The following is a 15,337-nucleotide window of genomic DNA, read 5'->3' as shown; positions in this document are numbered from 1 at the left end:
AATGCGGTCTGTTTCGCGGCAGGGAATTGATTCAACTACATGATGGTCCGGTACGAGCGCCCCTATTCCTATGCCGCCCACTGGGCGCGCCGCTTCGCTCGCGTCTCCTTCCTGCTCTTTGCGCTGTCGCTGCTGGCGCATCGCTTCGGCCCGCTGACGACGCCGCACTTCCTTGCCCTTGTCGCCCTGGCCGGGCTCTTTGCCCTGTCTGGCGTTCTGCTCGCCGTTGTTGGTCTGGCGCGGCTCTGGCAGGCTGCCGCGATCGGCGGTCTCGCCTCGGCGGCAGCCCTCGTCTATGCCGCGCCGGCGCTCGGCTTCATCGGCTTTGGTGTCGTCCAGTATCTCACCCGCCCGGAGATCTACGATGTCAGCACCGACACGGTGACGCCGCCACCGTGGCTCAAGGTGCCGCAGGCGCAGGAGAGCTGGCTGAAGCGCAAGGCGGCGGTGACGCCTCAGGACCGCGAGGCGCAGATCCTGGCCTATCCGGCCCTGACCGGCCGACGCTACGATGGCGCGCTTGACCGCGTCTATCAGGGGGTACGCAACGTCATCGAACAGAGCCGTGTCGGCATTACGGAGGAGCTCGGCGTCGAGAATGCCCGCGCCGATCTCGAGGATCTGGCGGTCCGGCCAAATGCGGGCGCGGACACGAACGCCGAGCCGGAAAACATTCCCGTTCCGGCGGCGCGTCCGGAACTGGCGCTCGAGGGTGCGATTGCCGGGCGCCGCGCCAGCGACGTCGTGCTTCAGGGCGAGTGGCGCACCCTGATTGCCGGTTTCCGCTTCGACGTGTTGATCCGGCTGCGCGAGGAAGCGGAGACGACCTTCGTTGATCTGCGCGTCGCCTCGCGTTACGGGCCGCATGATCTCGGCATGGGTGCGGCCTTCGCCGACCAGTTCCTGCGGGCGCTTGATGCCGAATTGCTGGGCATTGCCGGCGACTGATCCGGCGGAGTGCCCGCCAGAAAACGTCATTCGTTTACGAGGGCTTTGCGACCATCCAAGTCGGCCGTCGGCTCGCTCGCTGGCCGTAGCCAGCCGCGATAATGCACGATCAGGCCGGTCAACGGGCTTGCGACCTCCACGTCGAAATGAAACAGGCCGTCACTCTTCCTCGAAGGTCTGGCCACCCGGCGCAAGAAGTAAAGGAAGCGGAAGGCCGAGGATGGACCAGGCGCGAACCGAGAGGTGCAGGCGGTTTTCCCTAGGCTCCAGAGCGCAGAGGACACGGAACGGTCCGAAAACTTCCGCGAGCATTGGTTCGTTCCGCCTCTCGGCCTTTCTTTGCGAGCTGCGCAGGACTTTCCCACCGAAGCGTCGGGTCCAGACTTCCCGACCATTGCTGCATGCGAAGTGGATTTCGACAGGCACGTCAGCGCCTGCACTGGGAAAGCCGAGCATGGAGGCGATGAGTCGAGCCCCTATCGAGCTGCCGCGCTCGATGACCGCACGTCCACGAAAGGCGGCATGCCCCTCTGACAGGTCGTGCAGGGCGCGGATCGATGCGGGCAGGTGGTCCCATTGCTGGCCAAGGATCTGGCGGTAAATGCTCTGTTTTTGGACCATGTCTTCCATCGTCATGCGATGAAGCGCCCACGCTCCTCAGGCGTCGGCACCATGCAGCTCTGGCGGCGGCCGGCGATGCGATAGCGGTTTCTCGCCACGAGATTATAGAGCGGATCGCGAAGGGCTGCCGGCAGGATCCGGCAGATGTTGACGAGCGACCAGGGCAGGCCCAGCCGTGTCAGCGTGCGGATCGATCCGTCGGATTTGAAGCGGGCGACTCCGTCCTCGATCAGCATGTTGCTTTCGAAGCTGACGGCACTCAGCCCATAGTGCCGGTAGAGCGCCTGGCCAAGCGGCGACTGTGCGGTCAGATACCGATATTGCGCCTGGCGGTCATGGCGAAGCAGGAAGCGCACCCAGCCGGAACAGAAGATGCATTCGCCGTCGAAGACGATCACGGGCTTGTCGTCGGCAAAGGCGGGCACCGCGGCATCATTCCGATAACTGTAGGCGTCCCGCTGCATGATCAGCCGGCTCCGCCGGGCGCCAGCCGGTAGGTTCCGAGAAGCGAGGGCGGGCCATCGGTCTCGATCCGCCCCTGCTCGATCAGATCTTCGAGATGGGCGAGCACCGAAAGTGCCGCCGCCCCATGCAGCCGGACGTCGGTGGAGGCGTAGATGACCTTGACCATCTCGAAGATCCGGCTGTCTCCGGCGCGGATGCGTTCGAGCACCGCGCGCTCGCGCATCTTGCGATGGGCGCGCAAGCCCCGCAGGAAGGAGGCGGGCTCGCTCACCGGCCCGCCGTGGCCGGGCAGGTAGAGACGGTCTTCGCGGGAAAGCAGCTTTTCGAGCGAGGCCATGTAGTCGGCCATGGCGCCGTCAGGCGGCGCGACGATCGTCGTCGCCCAGGCCATGACGTGATCGGCGGAAAAGAGAATGCCGGTGCCGTCGAGCGCAAAGGCCATGTGGTTGGCCGTGTGGCCGGGTGTGGCAAGCCCCGTCAGGCTCCAGCCGTCGCCTTCGATGCGTGCGCCATCGGCAAGCACGAGATCGGGGAGAAACTCCATGTCCGAGCTTTCGGCAAATGGGTTGCTCTCGCCGGCATGCAAGGGGCGGGCGGGGCGGTGCGGGCCCTCGCCGACGATCACCGCGCCGGTTGCCGCCTTCAGCCGGCGGGCCAGCGGCGAGTGATCGCGATGCGTATGGCTGACGGCGATATGCGTGACCTCGCGGCCCTCGAGCGCCGTCATCAGCGCCTGGAAATGGGCCTCGTCATCCGGCCCGGGGTCGATGAAGGCAACGGAGCGCTTGCCGACGATGTAGCTGTTGGTGCCGTGAAAGGTGAAGGGGCCGGGATTGTTGACGGTGATGCGCTGCACGTCGTCGGCAACCGTCACGGCCTCGCCATGAGCCGGCTTGAAATCGAGATCGAAGTCCGGGCCCTGCATGCGCCTCTTCCTGGCTTTCACTTGTATTCGATCTCGATGAACGACATCGGCTCGGCCCCGGCATTGACGACATTGTGCGCCACGCCGGCTTCACGGCGGTAGGCGGCGCCCTTGGCGATATCGACCCGGCGGCTGCCCGCTTCCTCCTCGAGCAGGAACTGGCAGTCTGTCATCGGCACCACGACATAGCCGAGCCCGTGCACATGATGGCCGGTGTCGGCGCCGGGCTCGAAATCCCAGCGGGTGATCCTGACGACCGCGTCATCGACGAGAATGCTCGGAACGGCGGGGGGACGGGCGCGAAACTGGCTCATGACATTCTCCATTGGCCGGGACAATAGGAGGTGCGGCGCATGAAGGGAAGGGCACAAACGCCGCCCGCGCCGTGGAGCTCGAAGCGCGTTTTGCACGAGGTGCCAACAAATCCGCCGAAATTTCAACTTCATGCCAACTTAGTGATTGTGACCGGCGGCGAGCTTTGATAATCAGGCGCTCGATTTGGCGGACGTGTCGTCCCGCCACATCCGTTGGGGCGTCGCCAAGCGGTAAGGCACCGGTTTTTGGTACCGGCATTCCCAGGTTCGAATCCTGGCGCCCCAGCCACATTCTCTTTGTGTAATAAATTCAATAGCTTATGCGCCGATGTGTGTCGCCAGTGGTACACGTTGGTGGTACACGCTGGGTGGACAACTGAGGCTTGCGCTTTATCCTTTACACCCGTTATGCCCACATCCTATCGTCATCCCCACTGATTTGGGGGCGCATACGTGGCGAAAGAAGTAAATGGTGACCTCAGCTTCACGGCTGAGCTTTTTAAAGCGGCGGATAAACTCCGGGGCAATCTGGAGCCGTCGGAGTACAAGCACGTCGCTCTCGGCCTCATCTTCCTGAAATATATCTCCGATGCCTTCGAGGGGCTGCATGCCAAGCTCGACGCGGATGAGTACGCGGATGCGGAAGACCCGGAGGAGTATCTTGCCGAGAACGTCTTCTGGGTGCCGAAGGAGGCTCGCTGGGGCTTCCTGCAGGCCAACGCCAAGCGCCCGGAGGTCGGAAAGCTGATCGATGAGGCGATGGAGGCCATCGAGAAGGCCCCGTCCAACGAGGGGCTGAAGGGTGTGCTGCCGAAGAACTACGCTCGGCCGACGCTGAACAAGACGATGCTCGGCGAGCTTATCGATCTGTTCTCCAACATCGGCATGCATGACAGTTCGGACAAGGCCAAGGACCTGCTTGGCCGCGTTTACGAGTACTTCCTATCGGGTTTTGCCAGCTCCGAGGGCAAGCGTGGTGGCGAGTTCTTCACTCCCCGCTCTGTGGTGCGGACGCTGGTCGAGCTGCTGGAGCCATATAAGGGACGCGTCTATGATCCCTGCTGCGGCTCGGGCGGTATGTTCGTGCAGTCAGAGAAGTTCATCGAGGAGCACGGCGGACGGCGAAACGACATCGCCATTTATGGGCAAGAGATCAATCACACCACGTGGCGCCTCGCAAAGATGAACCTCGCCGTGCAGGGTATCGATGCCGATATCCGATGGAACAACGAGGGCAGCTTCCATCGCGACGAACTGCCGGACCTGAAAGCCGACTTCATCCTTGCCAACCCGCCCTTCAACATTTCCGACTGGGGCGGTGAGCGGCTGGCGGAGGATGCGCGTTGGAAGTTCGGCGTGCCTCCCAAGGGCAATGCCAACTTCGGCTGGCTGCAGCACATCATCCATCATCTCGCCCCTCGCGGCACGGCGGGAGTGGTTCTCGCAAACGGCTCGATGTCCTCGCAGCAGTCGGGCGAGGGTGACATCCGCAAGGCGATGATCGAGGCCGATCAGGTGGACTGCATGGTCGCACTACCGGGACAACTGTTCTTCTCGACGCAGATACCCGCCTGCTTGTGGATACTCGCCCGTGACAAGAGCGCCAATGGCCACCGCGACCGGCGCGGCGAAATCCTCTTCATCGACGCCCGCAAGCTCGGCTTCATGGTGGATCGCGTTCGACGCGAGTTCACCAACGAGGACATCGAGAAGATTGCCGGGGTCTATCATCGCTGGCGGGCAAAACCGGAGGCGCGCGAAAAGAACGGCTGGGCGGACTATCAGGACGAGCCGGGCTTCTGCAAGTCGGCGACCTTGGAGGAGGTGCACTCGCACGGTCATGTGTTGACACCGGGGCGCTATGTCGGCGCGGCGGATGCCGAAGACGATGGCGTCTCGTTTGCGGAGAAATTCGAGGGACTGAGGGAGACGTTGATCAGGCAGTTTGAGGAGGGGCAAAAGCTCGAAAGTCAGGTCTCGTCACTCTTGGAGAGGGCCAATGGCTGACCTTTTCCTGTTGCAAGACCTTCTGGAATACACGCGCGATGGAGAGTGGGGTAAGGGCGAACCGGGAGACGGGTTGGTCGAGATGGCCGTCATTCGTGGTACCGACTTTGGGGCCGTACGGTACGGCGATTTTTCTTCAGTTCCCACCCGTTTCATTCCCGAGAAAATAGCTGGACGGAAGGTACTGCAGCCAGGTGACATTTTGCTTGAAACTGCCGGTGGCACTAAGGACCAGCCGACTGGTCGTACCGTCTATCTGTCCGAGAAGCGATTTGCCGCAAGAGAAGTCCCGTTAACCTGCGCGAGCTTCAGTCGATTTCTGCGAGTGAAGCAGGGCTTGATCGATCCTCGATACCTCTACTGGTATCTTCAGTCGATCTATGAAACGCGGGAAATGCTGCCCTACCACATTCAGCACACCGGTGTGGCTCGTTTTCAGTACACCGACTTCGCATCTCAGTGGCGCATTCCTGTTCCTGACCGCGATCGTCAGGTGGAAATCGCGGAGCTCCTCGGCTCCCTCGACGACAAGATCGAACTGAACCGGCGGATGAACGAAACGCTGGAGGCGATGGCGCAGGCGATCTTCCGCGACTGGTTCGTCGATTTTGGCCCCACGCTCCGCAAAATCGAAGGCGTGTCCGATCCCGTCGAAATCATGGGCGGCCTCGTCATCGATGCCGACCGGGCGCAGCAGCTCGCCGACCTCTTCCCGACCAAGCTTGGAGATGATGGGCTGCCGGAGGGGTGGTCGTACGGCACGTTGAACGAGGTAGCTTCTCGTGTTTCAGGAGTTATTCAAACAGGACCATTTGGCAGTCAGTTGCACCAAGCAGACTATTGCGCTTTAGGCGTTCCGGTGGTGATGCCCGCAAACCTGACCTATTCTGGTTTTCGAGATAACAGTGAGTTTGCTTATGTTGCCGAAGACACAGCCAATCGCCTTGCGAAGCACCGCTTGGCAAAAGGGGACATCGTGTATGGGCGAAGGGGTGACATTGGGCGCAAGGCACTAATCGGCGACGATCAAGCGGGATGGTTGTGCGGAACTGGTTGTCTAAAGGTGCGTTTTCCAGCGAGCGCAATGCCTGCAGAGTTTTTATACTATTGGCTTGATCAACCGGCTATGGTCGAGTGGATACGCTCTCGGGCGATCGGCGCAACTATGCCAAACCTCAACACCTCTACTCTTAATGCAATGCCATTTCTGCATTCGTCGGATGAGGTTGCGCTTGAGTTTTCAAAAATCGTTCAAAGCCTCTGCTTACTCCAGAGCGTCAATAATCGACAAATCCAGACCCTCGGCGCTACCCGCGATCTCCTCCTGCCGAAGCTGATTTCAGGCGAAATTCGCCTTTCGGAAACAGAAGAACGGTTGGAGGCGGCGCAGTGACCGCACAGGCAGAACTGATCAAGATGCAGGCAACCGCGAGACTGGACAAGGAGGCTACGGTCCATCGGTCCAATCATCAGAACGTCCACGCGCGCCGATATGTCATGCCCAATGCTGCGCTCGGAGGTGTCGAGGTGGTGATCATAGTAAAGGGGGCCAACCTGCAGCTATGGTGCGAGGCGCGGGCGATAGATCGCCATTACGCCCTGTCGCGGGGAGGGCAGTTTCGGTCGGGGAGCGAGACATATTCAGTTCCCAGTCCCTATGGCGGGATGCAATATGGCCGTCACTCTGCCCTGAAGACAATGGATCGGCTGCATCGCAGGGACGCGTGGCGTTTCGTGCCGAAAACAGTTAGGGACCTGGACAGCATCCTAGACGCAGTGAAGGGCGGGGGCGCCAAGTGATGGATAGCCCCAGCGCTTGCTATGATCTGCCCGAGGCAGCTCAATCAGCCTTATTTCGACTGGCCGCAGAATACAATCAGCGTGCGGCACAGCGCATCATCCACGCCCTTCAGCGTCGGCCTTCTTCCGGCATCTTTGGTGACGACTACAACCATAAGAGCCTTTGGGATGAGTTTTGCCACGATGCACAAAATGGCCCGCACTTTGATGACGGCGACCCCTGGGACAGCATTCTGGATGCCTTCCTCCTAAAAGAAGTCGAGCGTCTGACTGCTGCAGAGTTTGAGGCTCTTTGGCTGGCTGCGATCCCTGATGTGGACGACCTGAGCACCGCTTGTCGCGATGCCGGTGTGATCAAAGAAGAGTTTCGATCCGCGCTTCTGCAGCGAGCCGGTGAGCGCAACCTTGAACGTTTTGAGGTCTGGTGATGGACGACGTCCACTACACGCAGTCAGCTTCCGAACACAGCAAGAGTGGCTTCAACGAAGGCCTTGTCGAAGAGGCGGTGATCGGCACCTTCCGCGATCTGGGCTACACCTACGAGAATGCAGCGGTGATCTCTCCCGATGGCAGCTCACCCGCTCGCGAGGCTTATAGCGATGTGCTGCTGGCAGAGCGGTTAAGGGTTGCTGCTGAGCGGCTGAACCCGACAATCCCGACAGACGCCCGCGAGCAGGCCATCCGACAATTGCTGGTCACGGAGACGCCCTCGCTGGTGGAGGAAAACCGGCGCATTCACAGGCTGATTGCCGAAGGCGTCGATGTTGAGTTCGGTATCGGCGATGGCGAAGTCAAGGGCGACAAGGTCTGGCTGATCGATCTCGATAACCCCGAGAACAACGACTGGCTCGTGACCAACCAGTTCACCGTCGTCGAGGGCAAGTACACCCGCCGACCCGACGTCATGATCTTCGTCAACGGTCTGCCACTCGGCATCATCGAACTGAAGAACGCAGGCAGCGAGGCGGCGACCATCGACCACGCCTTCCAGCAGCTTCAGACCTACAAGGCACAGGTACCCTCGCTCTTCCGCACCAATGCCGTGTTGATCGCCTCGGATGGTATGCTCGCCCGCATCGGCTCTCTGACGGCGGATGAGGAGCGCTTCATGCCCTGGCGCTCTGTGACGGGCGCGGCTGGCGACTTCACACCCCATGGCCCTTACGAGATGGATACGCTGCTGCGGGGGGTGTTCGACAAGGAGCGGTTCCTTGCGCTCATCCGCGACTTCATCGTGTTCGGAGACCAGGGGGCGGGTGCCTTCAAGATCATTGGTGGCTATCACCAGTTCCACGGTGCCCGCAAGGCGATTACCAGCGCGATCGAGGCGGCGAAGCCGGACGGCAACCGCAAGATCGGCGTGATCTGGCATACCCAGGGCTCCGGCAAGAGCTTCCTGATGGCGTTCCTCGGCGGGTTGATCGTCCGTTCACGGGAGCTTGAGAACCCGACGCTGATCGTATTGACCGACCGTAACGATCTCGATGACCAGCTTTTCGGCACCTTCAGCCTGTGCAAGGATTTGATCCGCCAGACACCGGAACAGGCCAATAGCCGGGACGATCTCCGGCGGCTCTTGAACCGGGCATCGGGCGGCGTAATCTTCACCACTGTTCAGAAGTTCACGCCCGAGGCGGGCGAGGAAAGCTTCCCGATGCTGACGGATCGGCGCAACGTGATCGTCATGGCCGACGAGGCGCACCGCAGCCAATACGGGTTCGACGCCAAGCTCGACAAGGACACCGGCAAGCGGCGCTATGGCTACGCGCACTATATCCGCGAGGCGTTGCCGAATGCCTCTTTCATCGGCTTCACCGGAACGCCGATCGAGGGGGACGACGTCAACACGCCCGCGATCTTCGGCGGATACATCGACGTCTACGACATCAGCCGGGCGGTCGAGGACAAGGCGACGGTCCCCATCTACTACGAGAGCCGGCTGGCCCGCATCGAGCTGAACGAAGACGAGAAGCCGAAGATCGATGCCGAGATTGAGGCGATGCTCGAAGACGATACCCTCAGCGAGCAGGAGAAACAGAAGGCCAAATGGACGACCGTCGAGCGGTTGGTGGGCTCTAAGAAGCGGCTCTCGCAGATCGCTGCCGATCTTGTCGCACACCTTGAGAAGCGCGTTGAAGGTTTGCCGGGCAAGGCCATGGCTGTCTGCATGAGCCGCCGCATCTGTGTCGACCTCTACAACGAGATCGTTGCGCTTCGGCCCGATTGGCATTCGGACGATGATGACAAGGGCGCGATCAAGATCGTGATGACCGGCTCGGCCTCCGACCCGCTGGAGTGGCAGCCCCACATTGGCAACAAGAGGCGGCGCGATGATCTCGCCAAGCGAGCCCGCAACCTCGATGATCCGCTGAAGCTGGTGATCGTGCGCGACATGTGGCTGACCGGTTTCGACGCGCCCTGCATGCACACGATGTACATCGACAAGCCGATGCACGGCCACGGCCTGATGCAGGCGATCGCCCGGGTCAATCGCGTCTTCAAAGACAAGCCGGGTGGACTGATTGTCGACTACATCGGTATTGCCCAGAACCTTAAGAAGGCGCTGGCGCAATACTCCCAGTCCGACCGAGATAAGACGGGCATCGATGAGGAGGAGGCCGTTGCCGTTCTTCTGGAGAAGTACGAGATCGTGCGGGCCATGTTCAACGGTCATGATTATAGCTTCGGCATCGTGGGCACGTCGCAGCAGCGCTTGAAGGCATTAGCTAATGGTATCGACTGGATACTGAAGCGGCAGGAGAAGGAAGCCGCGAAGGTTGAGGGCATTGAGGCGAAAAAGAAGGCCCACCGCCGCTACCAGGACGTGGTGCTTGAACTGAGCAAAGCCTATGCGCTGGCCTCGGCAAGCGATGCCGCAGCCGAAATTCGCGATGAGGTCGGCTTCTTCCAGGCGGTGCGTGCTGCACTCGTGAAGACGACTGCCACCGGCAAGATGTCGGACAAGGCCAAGTCGCTCGCCGTGGAGCAGTTGCTGAACCAAGCTGTCGCCAATGCCGAGATCGTGGACATCCTCAAAGCTGCGGGGCTGCAGTCGCCGGATATCTCCGTTCTATCGGATGAATTCCTTGCAGATGTCCAGCGCATGGAAAAGAAGAACCTCGCGCTGGAGGCGCTGAAGAAGCTGCTGAATGGCGAGATCAGGAGCCGCTCGCAAACCAACGTCGTCCAGTCCAAGGCCTTCTCCAAGCGGCTGGAAGAGGCGGTAGCGCGCTACCACGCCAACGCGATCTCCACCGTCGAGATGATCCAGGAGTTGATCGCTCTCGCCAAGGAGATGCAGGCCGCAGCTGCAAGGGGCGAAGAGTTGGGTCTCACGCAGGAGGAGGTCGCCTTCTATGACGCCCTTGCGGCCAATGACAGCGCCGTCCAAGCCATGGGGAGCGAACAGCTCCGCGTGATCGCGCATGAGCTGGTTGAGCAAATGCGCAAGTCTGTAACCGTCGACTGGCAGCATAGGGCAGCCGCTCGGGCCAAGATGCGGGTGTTGGTCAAGCGCATCCTTAAGAAGTTCGGCTATCCTCCTGATCTGGAGCAGGAAGCGGTGCAGACCGTGCTGGCGCAGGCCGAGTTATTGTTGAAGGAAGTGGCCGCCCATTAGGGGGTGTGGCTTCGTGGGCGACCAGGAAGGGTAGGAATTAATGTCTGAGGGCATGCTTGCTTCAATTGCTGCTGTGGCTGCCGTCTTGGTCGCGCTCGCGCAATGGTTCTTTACTTCTCGTGCAGCGAGCCGCCAACGCGATGTCGAGATGACCCAGTGGGGGCAGGAAGTGATTGATGTCATGGCCGAAATCGAAACGGCGTGCTTTCCACTATCTCCTGAGACGACATACAGCGCCGCTGAGACCGAGAAGCTCAGCCAGAGAGCGAGTGCACTCGTCGACAAGGGGCGGCTGTTCTTTCCAAACGTTAAGGAACAAGGAGGCGGCAGACTACTCGACCTTCAGTTCACTTGGTGGTCGACACCTTCGGCCAAGGCGAAAGGTGGCAAGAACGATGACGAGGGAACCCGCGTTAAGGTCCTCGATCACGTGCTGAGGGTCTGCTACGTGGCCCGCCATGTATCCGTCGGGAAGGAAGGGGACAGAAAAACGTTAAGGCAGCATGTCTGGCAATCGCGAAGAGATTTCGTGGAACTGCTGCAAGACGAGGTGGGTGGGTCGATGAGGCGAAAAATCCGCCCAGTAGGTGACCACGTACTGAAAGACCCGACGCGTTGGGAACTGCCGGAGCGACCTCTCACTCTGCCGTGGCCAGTGGCGTCAAACGCCCGGCGAAAAAGACATAATCGCCCCCTCGAAAGTGAGCGGGCGTGAGAAGCTGATGACTTCATGCGTCCGTCTTCATTCTTGCAGCCAACCTCGCCAAGGTTGAGCGTGAGCAACCGGTGGCATTCACAATAGTGTTCCAGGACTGGCCAGTCTGGAGCATCCTCATGATGGCCTCGTTACGTTCTGTGTCTTCAGGGCGTCCCTTGTAGGCGCCTTCAGCCTTTGCCTTGGCGATGCCCTGCGCCTGTCGTCTCCTGCGATCCTCGTAGTCCTTGCGGGCGATGGCTGCGAGCATGTCGAGCATCATTCCGTTGATGGCGTCCAGTATACGGCTTTGAATGTCGTCCTTGTCAGCCGTGGCCATCATCCACGAGGTGGGCAGGTCGAGCGCCACCACCTTCACCCGTCGCGATGTAATCTCGGCTTTCAGTCTTTCCCAGTCGGAGGCGTTCAAGCGGCTCAGTCGGTCCACCTGCTCCACCAGCAGGACATCGCCGGGGTGGCAGTCTGAGAGAAGCCGGAACAGTTCAGGCCGGGCCAAGGATGCGCCGCTTTCATTCTCCACATAGGATGCCGCTACCTTCAGCCCGCGCTCTTCAGAGAAGCGAAACAGGTCGTCCCTTGCACGGCTGGCATCTTGGTCTTTGGTGCTGGCTCGGAGATAGGCGCGGACATGCATGGAAATCACCTCGGTTCGTTATGGGTGGTTCTTTTATTGTTGGTTCGCTATGGGTTGTCAATCGGGCTTTATCGAACCAATTCCGACGTGGTTCTCTTAACGTGTACCGAAAGCGAACCTGTCGGTGCGATGGTTGACGTGACTTGAAGGCTGTGATTGTCCATTGGCTGCATCATCAGTGTTTGGCTCATAAAATGGACAACAGTGCGTATCTGGAGAGCTCGATAAAGGTACAGTCCGTAGAGGATGTCGATCTCTTGCTTGCTCGTATGGTAGCTTCGGCAACACAGGTTCGGCAGTGGATCACCGCCTTTGATGGTGAGCCACTCGACTTCTTGCGGCGGCTGAAGTTCGAGGCGGTCGGATATCACCCGATCGCACATCATGCGCTCAACGTCATTGAGCAGGTCAATCAAACATGGACCTATGCTGTCGCGTTGTTGGCCGCGAGGCGGCTATTTCAACTGCACCCTGATGCGGGAGGTTACCACCTGGCTCCCGGTGCGCATGCCTCACAACCGCTCGACGTGATGAGTGAAGTCGAGGGGCTGGTTGGAGCGGAGACGTTTGCAGCAGTCACCCCACGAAACAACAACAAGCTGTCTAAAGACTTGTCCAAGCTGGCGAGCCGTCCTGAGACCAACCGCTACGTCTTCTTCATGTCTCCCCGGTTTCCCGGCAACATGCGCCTTCCTCAGTTTGAGAGGAATGGGGTGCAGGTGTGGTCAGTCGATTTTTGATCCCCAGGGCATGGTTTTCGGGGTCGGGGGGTGCCGGGGGGGAGTGCTGTCTCCGCTTCTCTGATTTGGGGGCAGAAAAATTCGATGCGAAAATTCCGCCCCCCGAAGAGCGCTTCAAGCCCCGATCACTGTCGTCGAGGGCAGGGGCGCGCCGAGGTATCGACCGTAGAGAGGCGTTCATCGCTGGATGGGTGAATGTCCGTCGCGGCGTCTGAACCTTTATGATTGCGGCCCTGACACGGCTTTCTGACCGGTTTAACGCGAGGTCTACCGAGGTCATCATCCTCGACCGTCATACCAGCGGCTTTGACCAGATCAGGGAAGACCATGCGGGCGTACGGCCGTGAGAAGTCCCACATCTCTGCTCGACCAGAGAGACACATCGAAGCGAGGTATCGACAGCCAGCAGCGGACGGGAGATGCGTTCCGAGGATCACAACGCGGCCATTGAAGATGACCGAGTAGAGAGTGTGCCGCTTATCCCGTTTGGTGGGCACGATGTAGAAGCGGTGGGCGGTGTTGTTGAAGATGTTCATGAAGTTCGTTCCTGATTGGGTTGAGGATCGAACAGGCGTGATGGTTCATCAGAGCCGGGGCGTAGTGAGGGCCGACCAAGGTTTGCAAGGCCTCGGTCGGTGTCTCTCCCAATCAGATGAACGGTTGAACGACCTGTTCCCGGCAAGAGCGGGAGGCTCTCGGCGTGACGGCCTACGGGTGCGTAAGAACGCTGGTCGTGGTGATGATGATGATTGCGGTCAGTCGGGAATGTGTGACCAACTTCGCTTGGCAATGAAAAACCAGATTGCTGGCTGCTTCACGCCGTACTGACGAGCAATCACAGTTTGAGCGACACCATCACGGTTCATCTGACGAATGACCGGGATGTCAGCTGCTGTCAGTTTGGCGCGATAGTGCCTGCTGCCACGAACATGGTAGCTGGTGTCTTCCATGAGAATGTCCTGATGTTGGTTGATGTGCGACTGGAGATGGCCGCGAGGGGGGAGGACGTCGATCAGGTCCACCATAATCGAGATGAAGATCACCGATGAAGCCTGCTTTCATCAGGTCCACCATCGACAACCTTCATTCAATTCCCATCCTTGGTCTTACCGACGAAGGAGGTGGTGATGTCTTCTGAGGTCTCGATGATGAGGACAAGGTGATGAAGTGATGTTGAACTATACATGAGGATTTTGACCTGATTTTATCCATTATTATCAGATACTTATGTGGTTTTCTGACTTTCCCAAATGGCACGGCGCGGTGAACAATCAGAGGAGACTGTTTCTCCCGTGATAACAATCCATCAAGCAGCCTTCTTGAGCTGTTGAACGTGGTAGCTGATGAGCTGCTTAGAGAGCCCGGAGAGCTTCACGATCTCGACCTGCGAGTGCCCAGCCGCAAGATACTCCCTGACTTTGCCACGGGTCGAGGTTACTTCGTGATGCTCCTTGCGGGAGAGCCACGGCATGTCCTCGTCTGTAAGGAAGGGATCGCTGGTACGAGCGAGGGCTACCCTTGCTCTCCGCTCCTGGGCCTCCTGACGCTCCACCTCACGGGCTTCGCAGGGCTGCTTAAGGAGACGCCAGACAGTGCGCTCGGAAATATCCAGCTCGTCAGCAATCAGGCACACCTTCCATCCAAGCACAGCCAGGAGATGGACGGCCTTGTGATTGAACTCGGTGATGTCCCTGCGAGCTTGGTTGGCTCTGTCGAGGGTGTGGGGAAAGGCTGCACGAACTGCTTCATCGTGGCGTTCCAGCCATTCACGATAATTGGTCATTAGCTGAGTTCTCGTTGCGACGGTTGATTGGCTGTCGGTGCATCTCATCAGCGGTCGATAAAGAACGACCCGCCCCTCACGAGGAGGAAGCGGGCCTAATCAACCGTCAATGAGATGAACGCTACAGCTACGTGACGTTCCCGGCGGGTGCGTAAAAACGCTCGTCACGATTTCCAATTTATTCCAAAGGGTGGGGTAATCGACTTCCGCGCGCCAAGAGGCACCTCTTTCTCTAAGGTGGTGGCAATCGAGCGCCGTCCTCGGAAGCAGGCGTCTATTCTAAAGGGGGTGGTAATCGAACAGCGCCGGGAAGCAGCGGTCTATCCGTATGGTGGTGGTAATTCGTCGTCCAAAAGCAAAGCCCCCGAAGATCGCTCAACGGGGGCAGAGAAGGTCGTGTAAAGGTGGTCGTTCAGGGGTTCTCAGGCAGCAGCCACCAAGGCCTGCTCTATCTCTGGATACCTAATCGCCTCGACAACCTGTTGCAGGGCGTGAATATCCAAGCCATCTGGGTTGTAGGTGCCGAACGTTATGCCCTCCCGATCATGTCCGACAACCTGCGCTACCTCGGTTTGAGGTAGTCTTGCCCGCTCAAGAACCTTGATCGCGCTGCGTCGAAGCGAATGGAAGTCAACGCGATCTTTGCCAGTTCGCTCGTCAGGTCGGGTGATCTTTAGCGCTCGCCTGTGGGTCGCGTCCCCACAAGTGGTGTAGCTGGGCGGTAGCGAAGCCGCTCGCGAGCGCGCCCTCGACAGCGCCGTAGCGA

General features: G+C 59.7%; 16 protein-coding genes, 1 tRNA gene and 1 pseudogene. 8 read left to right on the top strand and 10 right to left on the bottom strand.

What is annotated here, in order from left to right:
- The first annotated feature begins 39 nt into the window (after nt 1-39).
- On the top strand, nt 40-948 hold the full coding sequence (locus C1A35_RS13055; RefSeq protein ID WP_104664749.1) for a DUF1499 domain-containing protein: 909 nt from the start codon (nt 40-42) through the stop codon (nt 946-948).
- Between the two features lie 26 nt (nt 949-974).
- Here C1A35_RS13055 and C1A35_RS37340 read toward each other — a convergent pair whose 3' ends face one another.
- The 5 genes from C1A35_RS37340 to C1A35_RS13035 are packed head-to-tail and all read right to left on the bottom strand — an operon-like array spanning nt 975 to nt 3,273.
- Nucleotides 975-1,088, bottom strand: coding sequence for a hypothetical protein (locus C1A35_RS37340; RefSeq protein ID WP_158665060.1), 114 nt, complete (start codon nt 1,086-1,088; stop codon nt 975-977).
- Between the two features lie 19 nt (nt 1,089-1,107).
- Complete coding sequence (locus tag C1A35_RS13050) at nt 1,108-1,584, bottom strand: DUF4166 domain-containing protein (RefSeq protein ID WP_104664748.1); 477 nt, start codon at nt 1,582-1,584, stop codon at nt 1,108-1,110.
- A complete protein-coding gene (locus C1A35_RS13045; protein ID WP_104664747.1) occupies nt 1,581-2,033 on the bottom strand; it encodes a thiol-disulfide oxidoreductase DCC family protein in 453 nt (150 codons plus the stop codon). Before C1A35_RS13045 ends, C1A35_RS13050 begins: the two co-directional genes overlap by 4 nt.
- 2 nt (nt 2,034-2,035) lie before the next feature.
- Nucleotides 2,036-2,959 (bottom strand): MBL fold metallo-hydrolase, encoded by a 924-nt coding sequence (locus tag C1A35_RS13040; protein ID WP_104664746.1) that lies wholly within the window; start codon nt 2,957-2,959, stop codon nt 2,036-2,038.
- A gap of 17 nt (nt 2,960-2,976) precedes the next feature.
- Complete coding sequence (locus C1A35_RS13035) at nt 2,977-3,273, bottom strand: cupin domain-containing protein (RefSeq protein ID WP_104664745.1); 297 nt, start codon at nt 3,271-3,273, stop codon at nt 2,977-2,979.
- Nucleotides 3,274-3,487: 214 nt separating this feature from the next.
- Between C1A35_RS13035 and C1A35_RS13030 the strand changes: the two genes are divergently transcribed.
- The 6 genes from C1A35_RS13030 (at nt 3,488) to C1A35_RS13000 (ending at nt 11,414) form a co-directional block, all read left to right on the top strand.
- Nucleotides 3,488-3,562 (top strand) — tRNA-Gln (locus C1A35_RS13030).
- A gap of 164 nt (nt 3,563-3,726) precedes the next feature.
- The gene (locus tag C1A35_RS13025; protein ID WP_104664744.1) at nt 3,727-5,280 is read left to right on the top strand and encodes a type I restriction-modification system subunit M; all 1,554 of its coding nucleotides are present in this window, start codon (nt 3,727-3,729) and stop codon (nt 5,278-5,280) included.
- Nucleotides 5,273-6,673: a restriction endonuclease subunit S gene (locus tag C1A35_RS13020; protein ID WP_104664743.1), complete on the top strand. Its 1,401-nt coding sequence runs from the start codon at nt 5,273-5,275 to the stop codon at nt 6,671-6,673. The genes C1A35_RS13025 and C1A35_RS13020 overlap by 8 nt, the downstream gene beginning before the upstream one ends.
- 406 nt (nt 6,674-7,079) lie before the next feature.
- Nucleotides 7,080-7,508, top strand: a complete 429-nt coding sequence (locus C1A35_RS13010) for a hypothetical protein (protein ID WP_104664741.1) — start codon at nt 7,080-7,082, stop codon at nt 7,506-7,508.
- On the top strand, nt 7,508-10,699 hold the full coding sequence (locus C1A35_RS13005; protein ID WP_104664740.1) for a type I restriction endonuclease subunit R: 3,192 nt from the start codon (nt 7,508-7,510) through the stop codon (nt 10,697-10,699). Before C1A35_RS13010 ends, C1A35_RS13005 begins: the two co-directional genes overlap by 1 nt.
- 40 nt (nt 10,700-10,739) lie before the next feature.
- On the top strand, nt 10,740-11,414 hold the full coding sequence (locus C1A35_RS13000; protein ID WP_104664739.1) for a hypothetical protein: 675 nt from the start codon (nt 10,740-10,742) through the stop codon (nt 11,412-11,414).
- 13 nt (nt 11,415-11,427) lie between these two features.
- Here C1A35_RS13000 and C1A35_RS12995 read toward each other — a convergent pair whose 3' ends face one another.
- Nucleotides 11,428-12,048: a recombinase family protein gene (locus tag C1A35_RS12995; RefSeq protein WP_104664738.1), complete on the bottom strand. Its 621-nt coding sequence runs from the start codon at nt 12,046-12,048 to the stop codon at nt 11,428-11,430.
- A gap of 143 nt (nt 12,049-12,191) precedes the next feature.
- Here C1A35_RS12995 and C1A35_RS12990 point away from each other — a divergent pair, with 143 nt between their 5' ends.
- Nucleotides 12,192-12,788 carry a hypothetical protein gene (locus C1A35_RS12990; RefSeq protein ID WP_158665059.1) on the top strand — a complete coding sequence of 199 codons (597 nt, stop codon included), beginning with the start codon at nt 12,192-12,194 and terminating at the stop codon, nt 12,786-12,788.
- Between the two features lie 125 nt (nt 12,789-12,913).
- On the opposite strand, the gene C1A35_RS35925 is transcribed toward C1A35_RS12990, so the two are convergent.
- The 4 genes and pseudogenes from C1A35_RS35925 to C1A35_RS36550 all read right to left on the bottom strand — a co-directional run.
- Complete coding sequence (locus C1A35_RS35925) at nt 12,914-13,324, bottom strand: hypothetical protein (protein ID WP_158665058.1); 411 nt, start codon at nt 13,322-13,324, stop codon at nt 12,914-12,916.
- A 219-nt stretch (nt 13,325-13,543) separates the two neighbouring features.
- Nucleotides 13,544-13,831: a hypothetical protein gene (locus C1A35_RS12985; protein ID WP_104664736.1), complete on the bottom strand. Its 288-nt coding sequence runs from the start codon at nt 13,829-13,831 to the stop codon at nt 13,544-13,546.
- Nucleotides 13,832-14,094: 263 nt separating this feature from the next.
- Nucleotides 14,095-14,571, bottom strand: coding sequence for a helix-turn-helix domain-containing protein (locus C1A35_RS12980; protein ID WP_104664735.1), 477 nt, complete (start codon nt 14,569-14,571; stop codon nt 14,095-14,097).
- Nucleotides 14,572-14,993: 422 nt separating this feature from the next.
- A pseudogene (locus C1A35_RS36550) lies at nt 14,994-15,337 on the bottom strand (hypothetical protein); the annotation flags it as partial.

The organism is Ensifer adhaerens (assembly GCF_002940685.1).
In the GTDB taxonomy this organism is placed as follows: domain Bacteria; phylum Pseudomonadota; class Alphaproteobacteria; order Rhizobiales; family Rhizobiaceae; genus Ensifer; species Ensifer adhaerens_E.
Note: the sequence above shows the minus strand (reverse complement) of the source record. Positions and strands in the feature narration are given on the sequence as shown.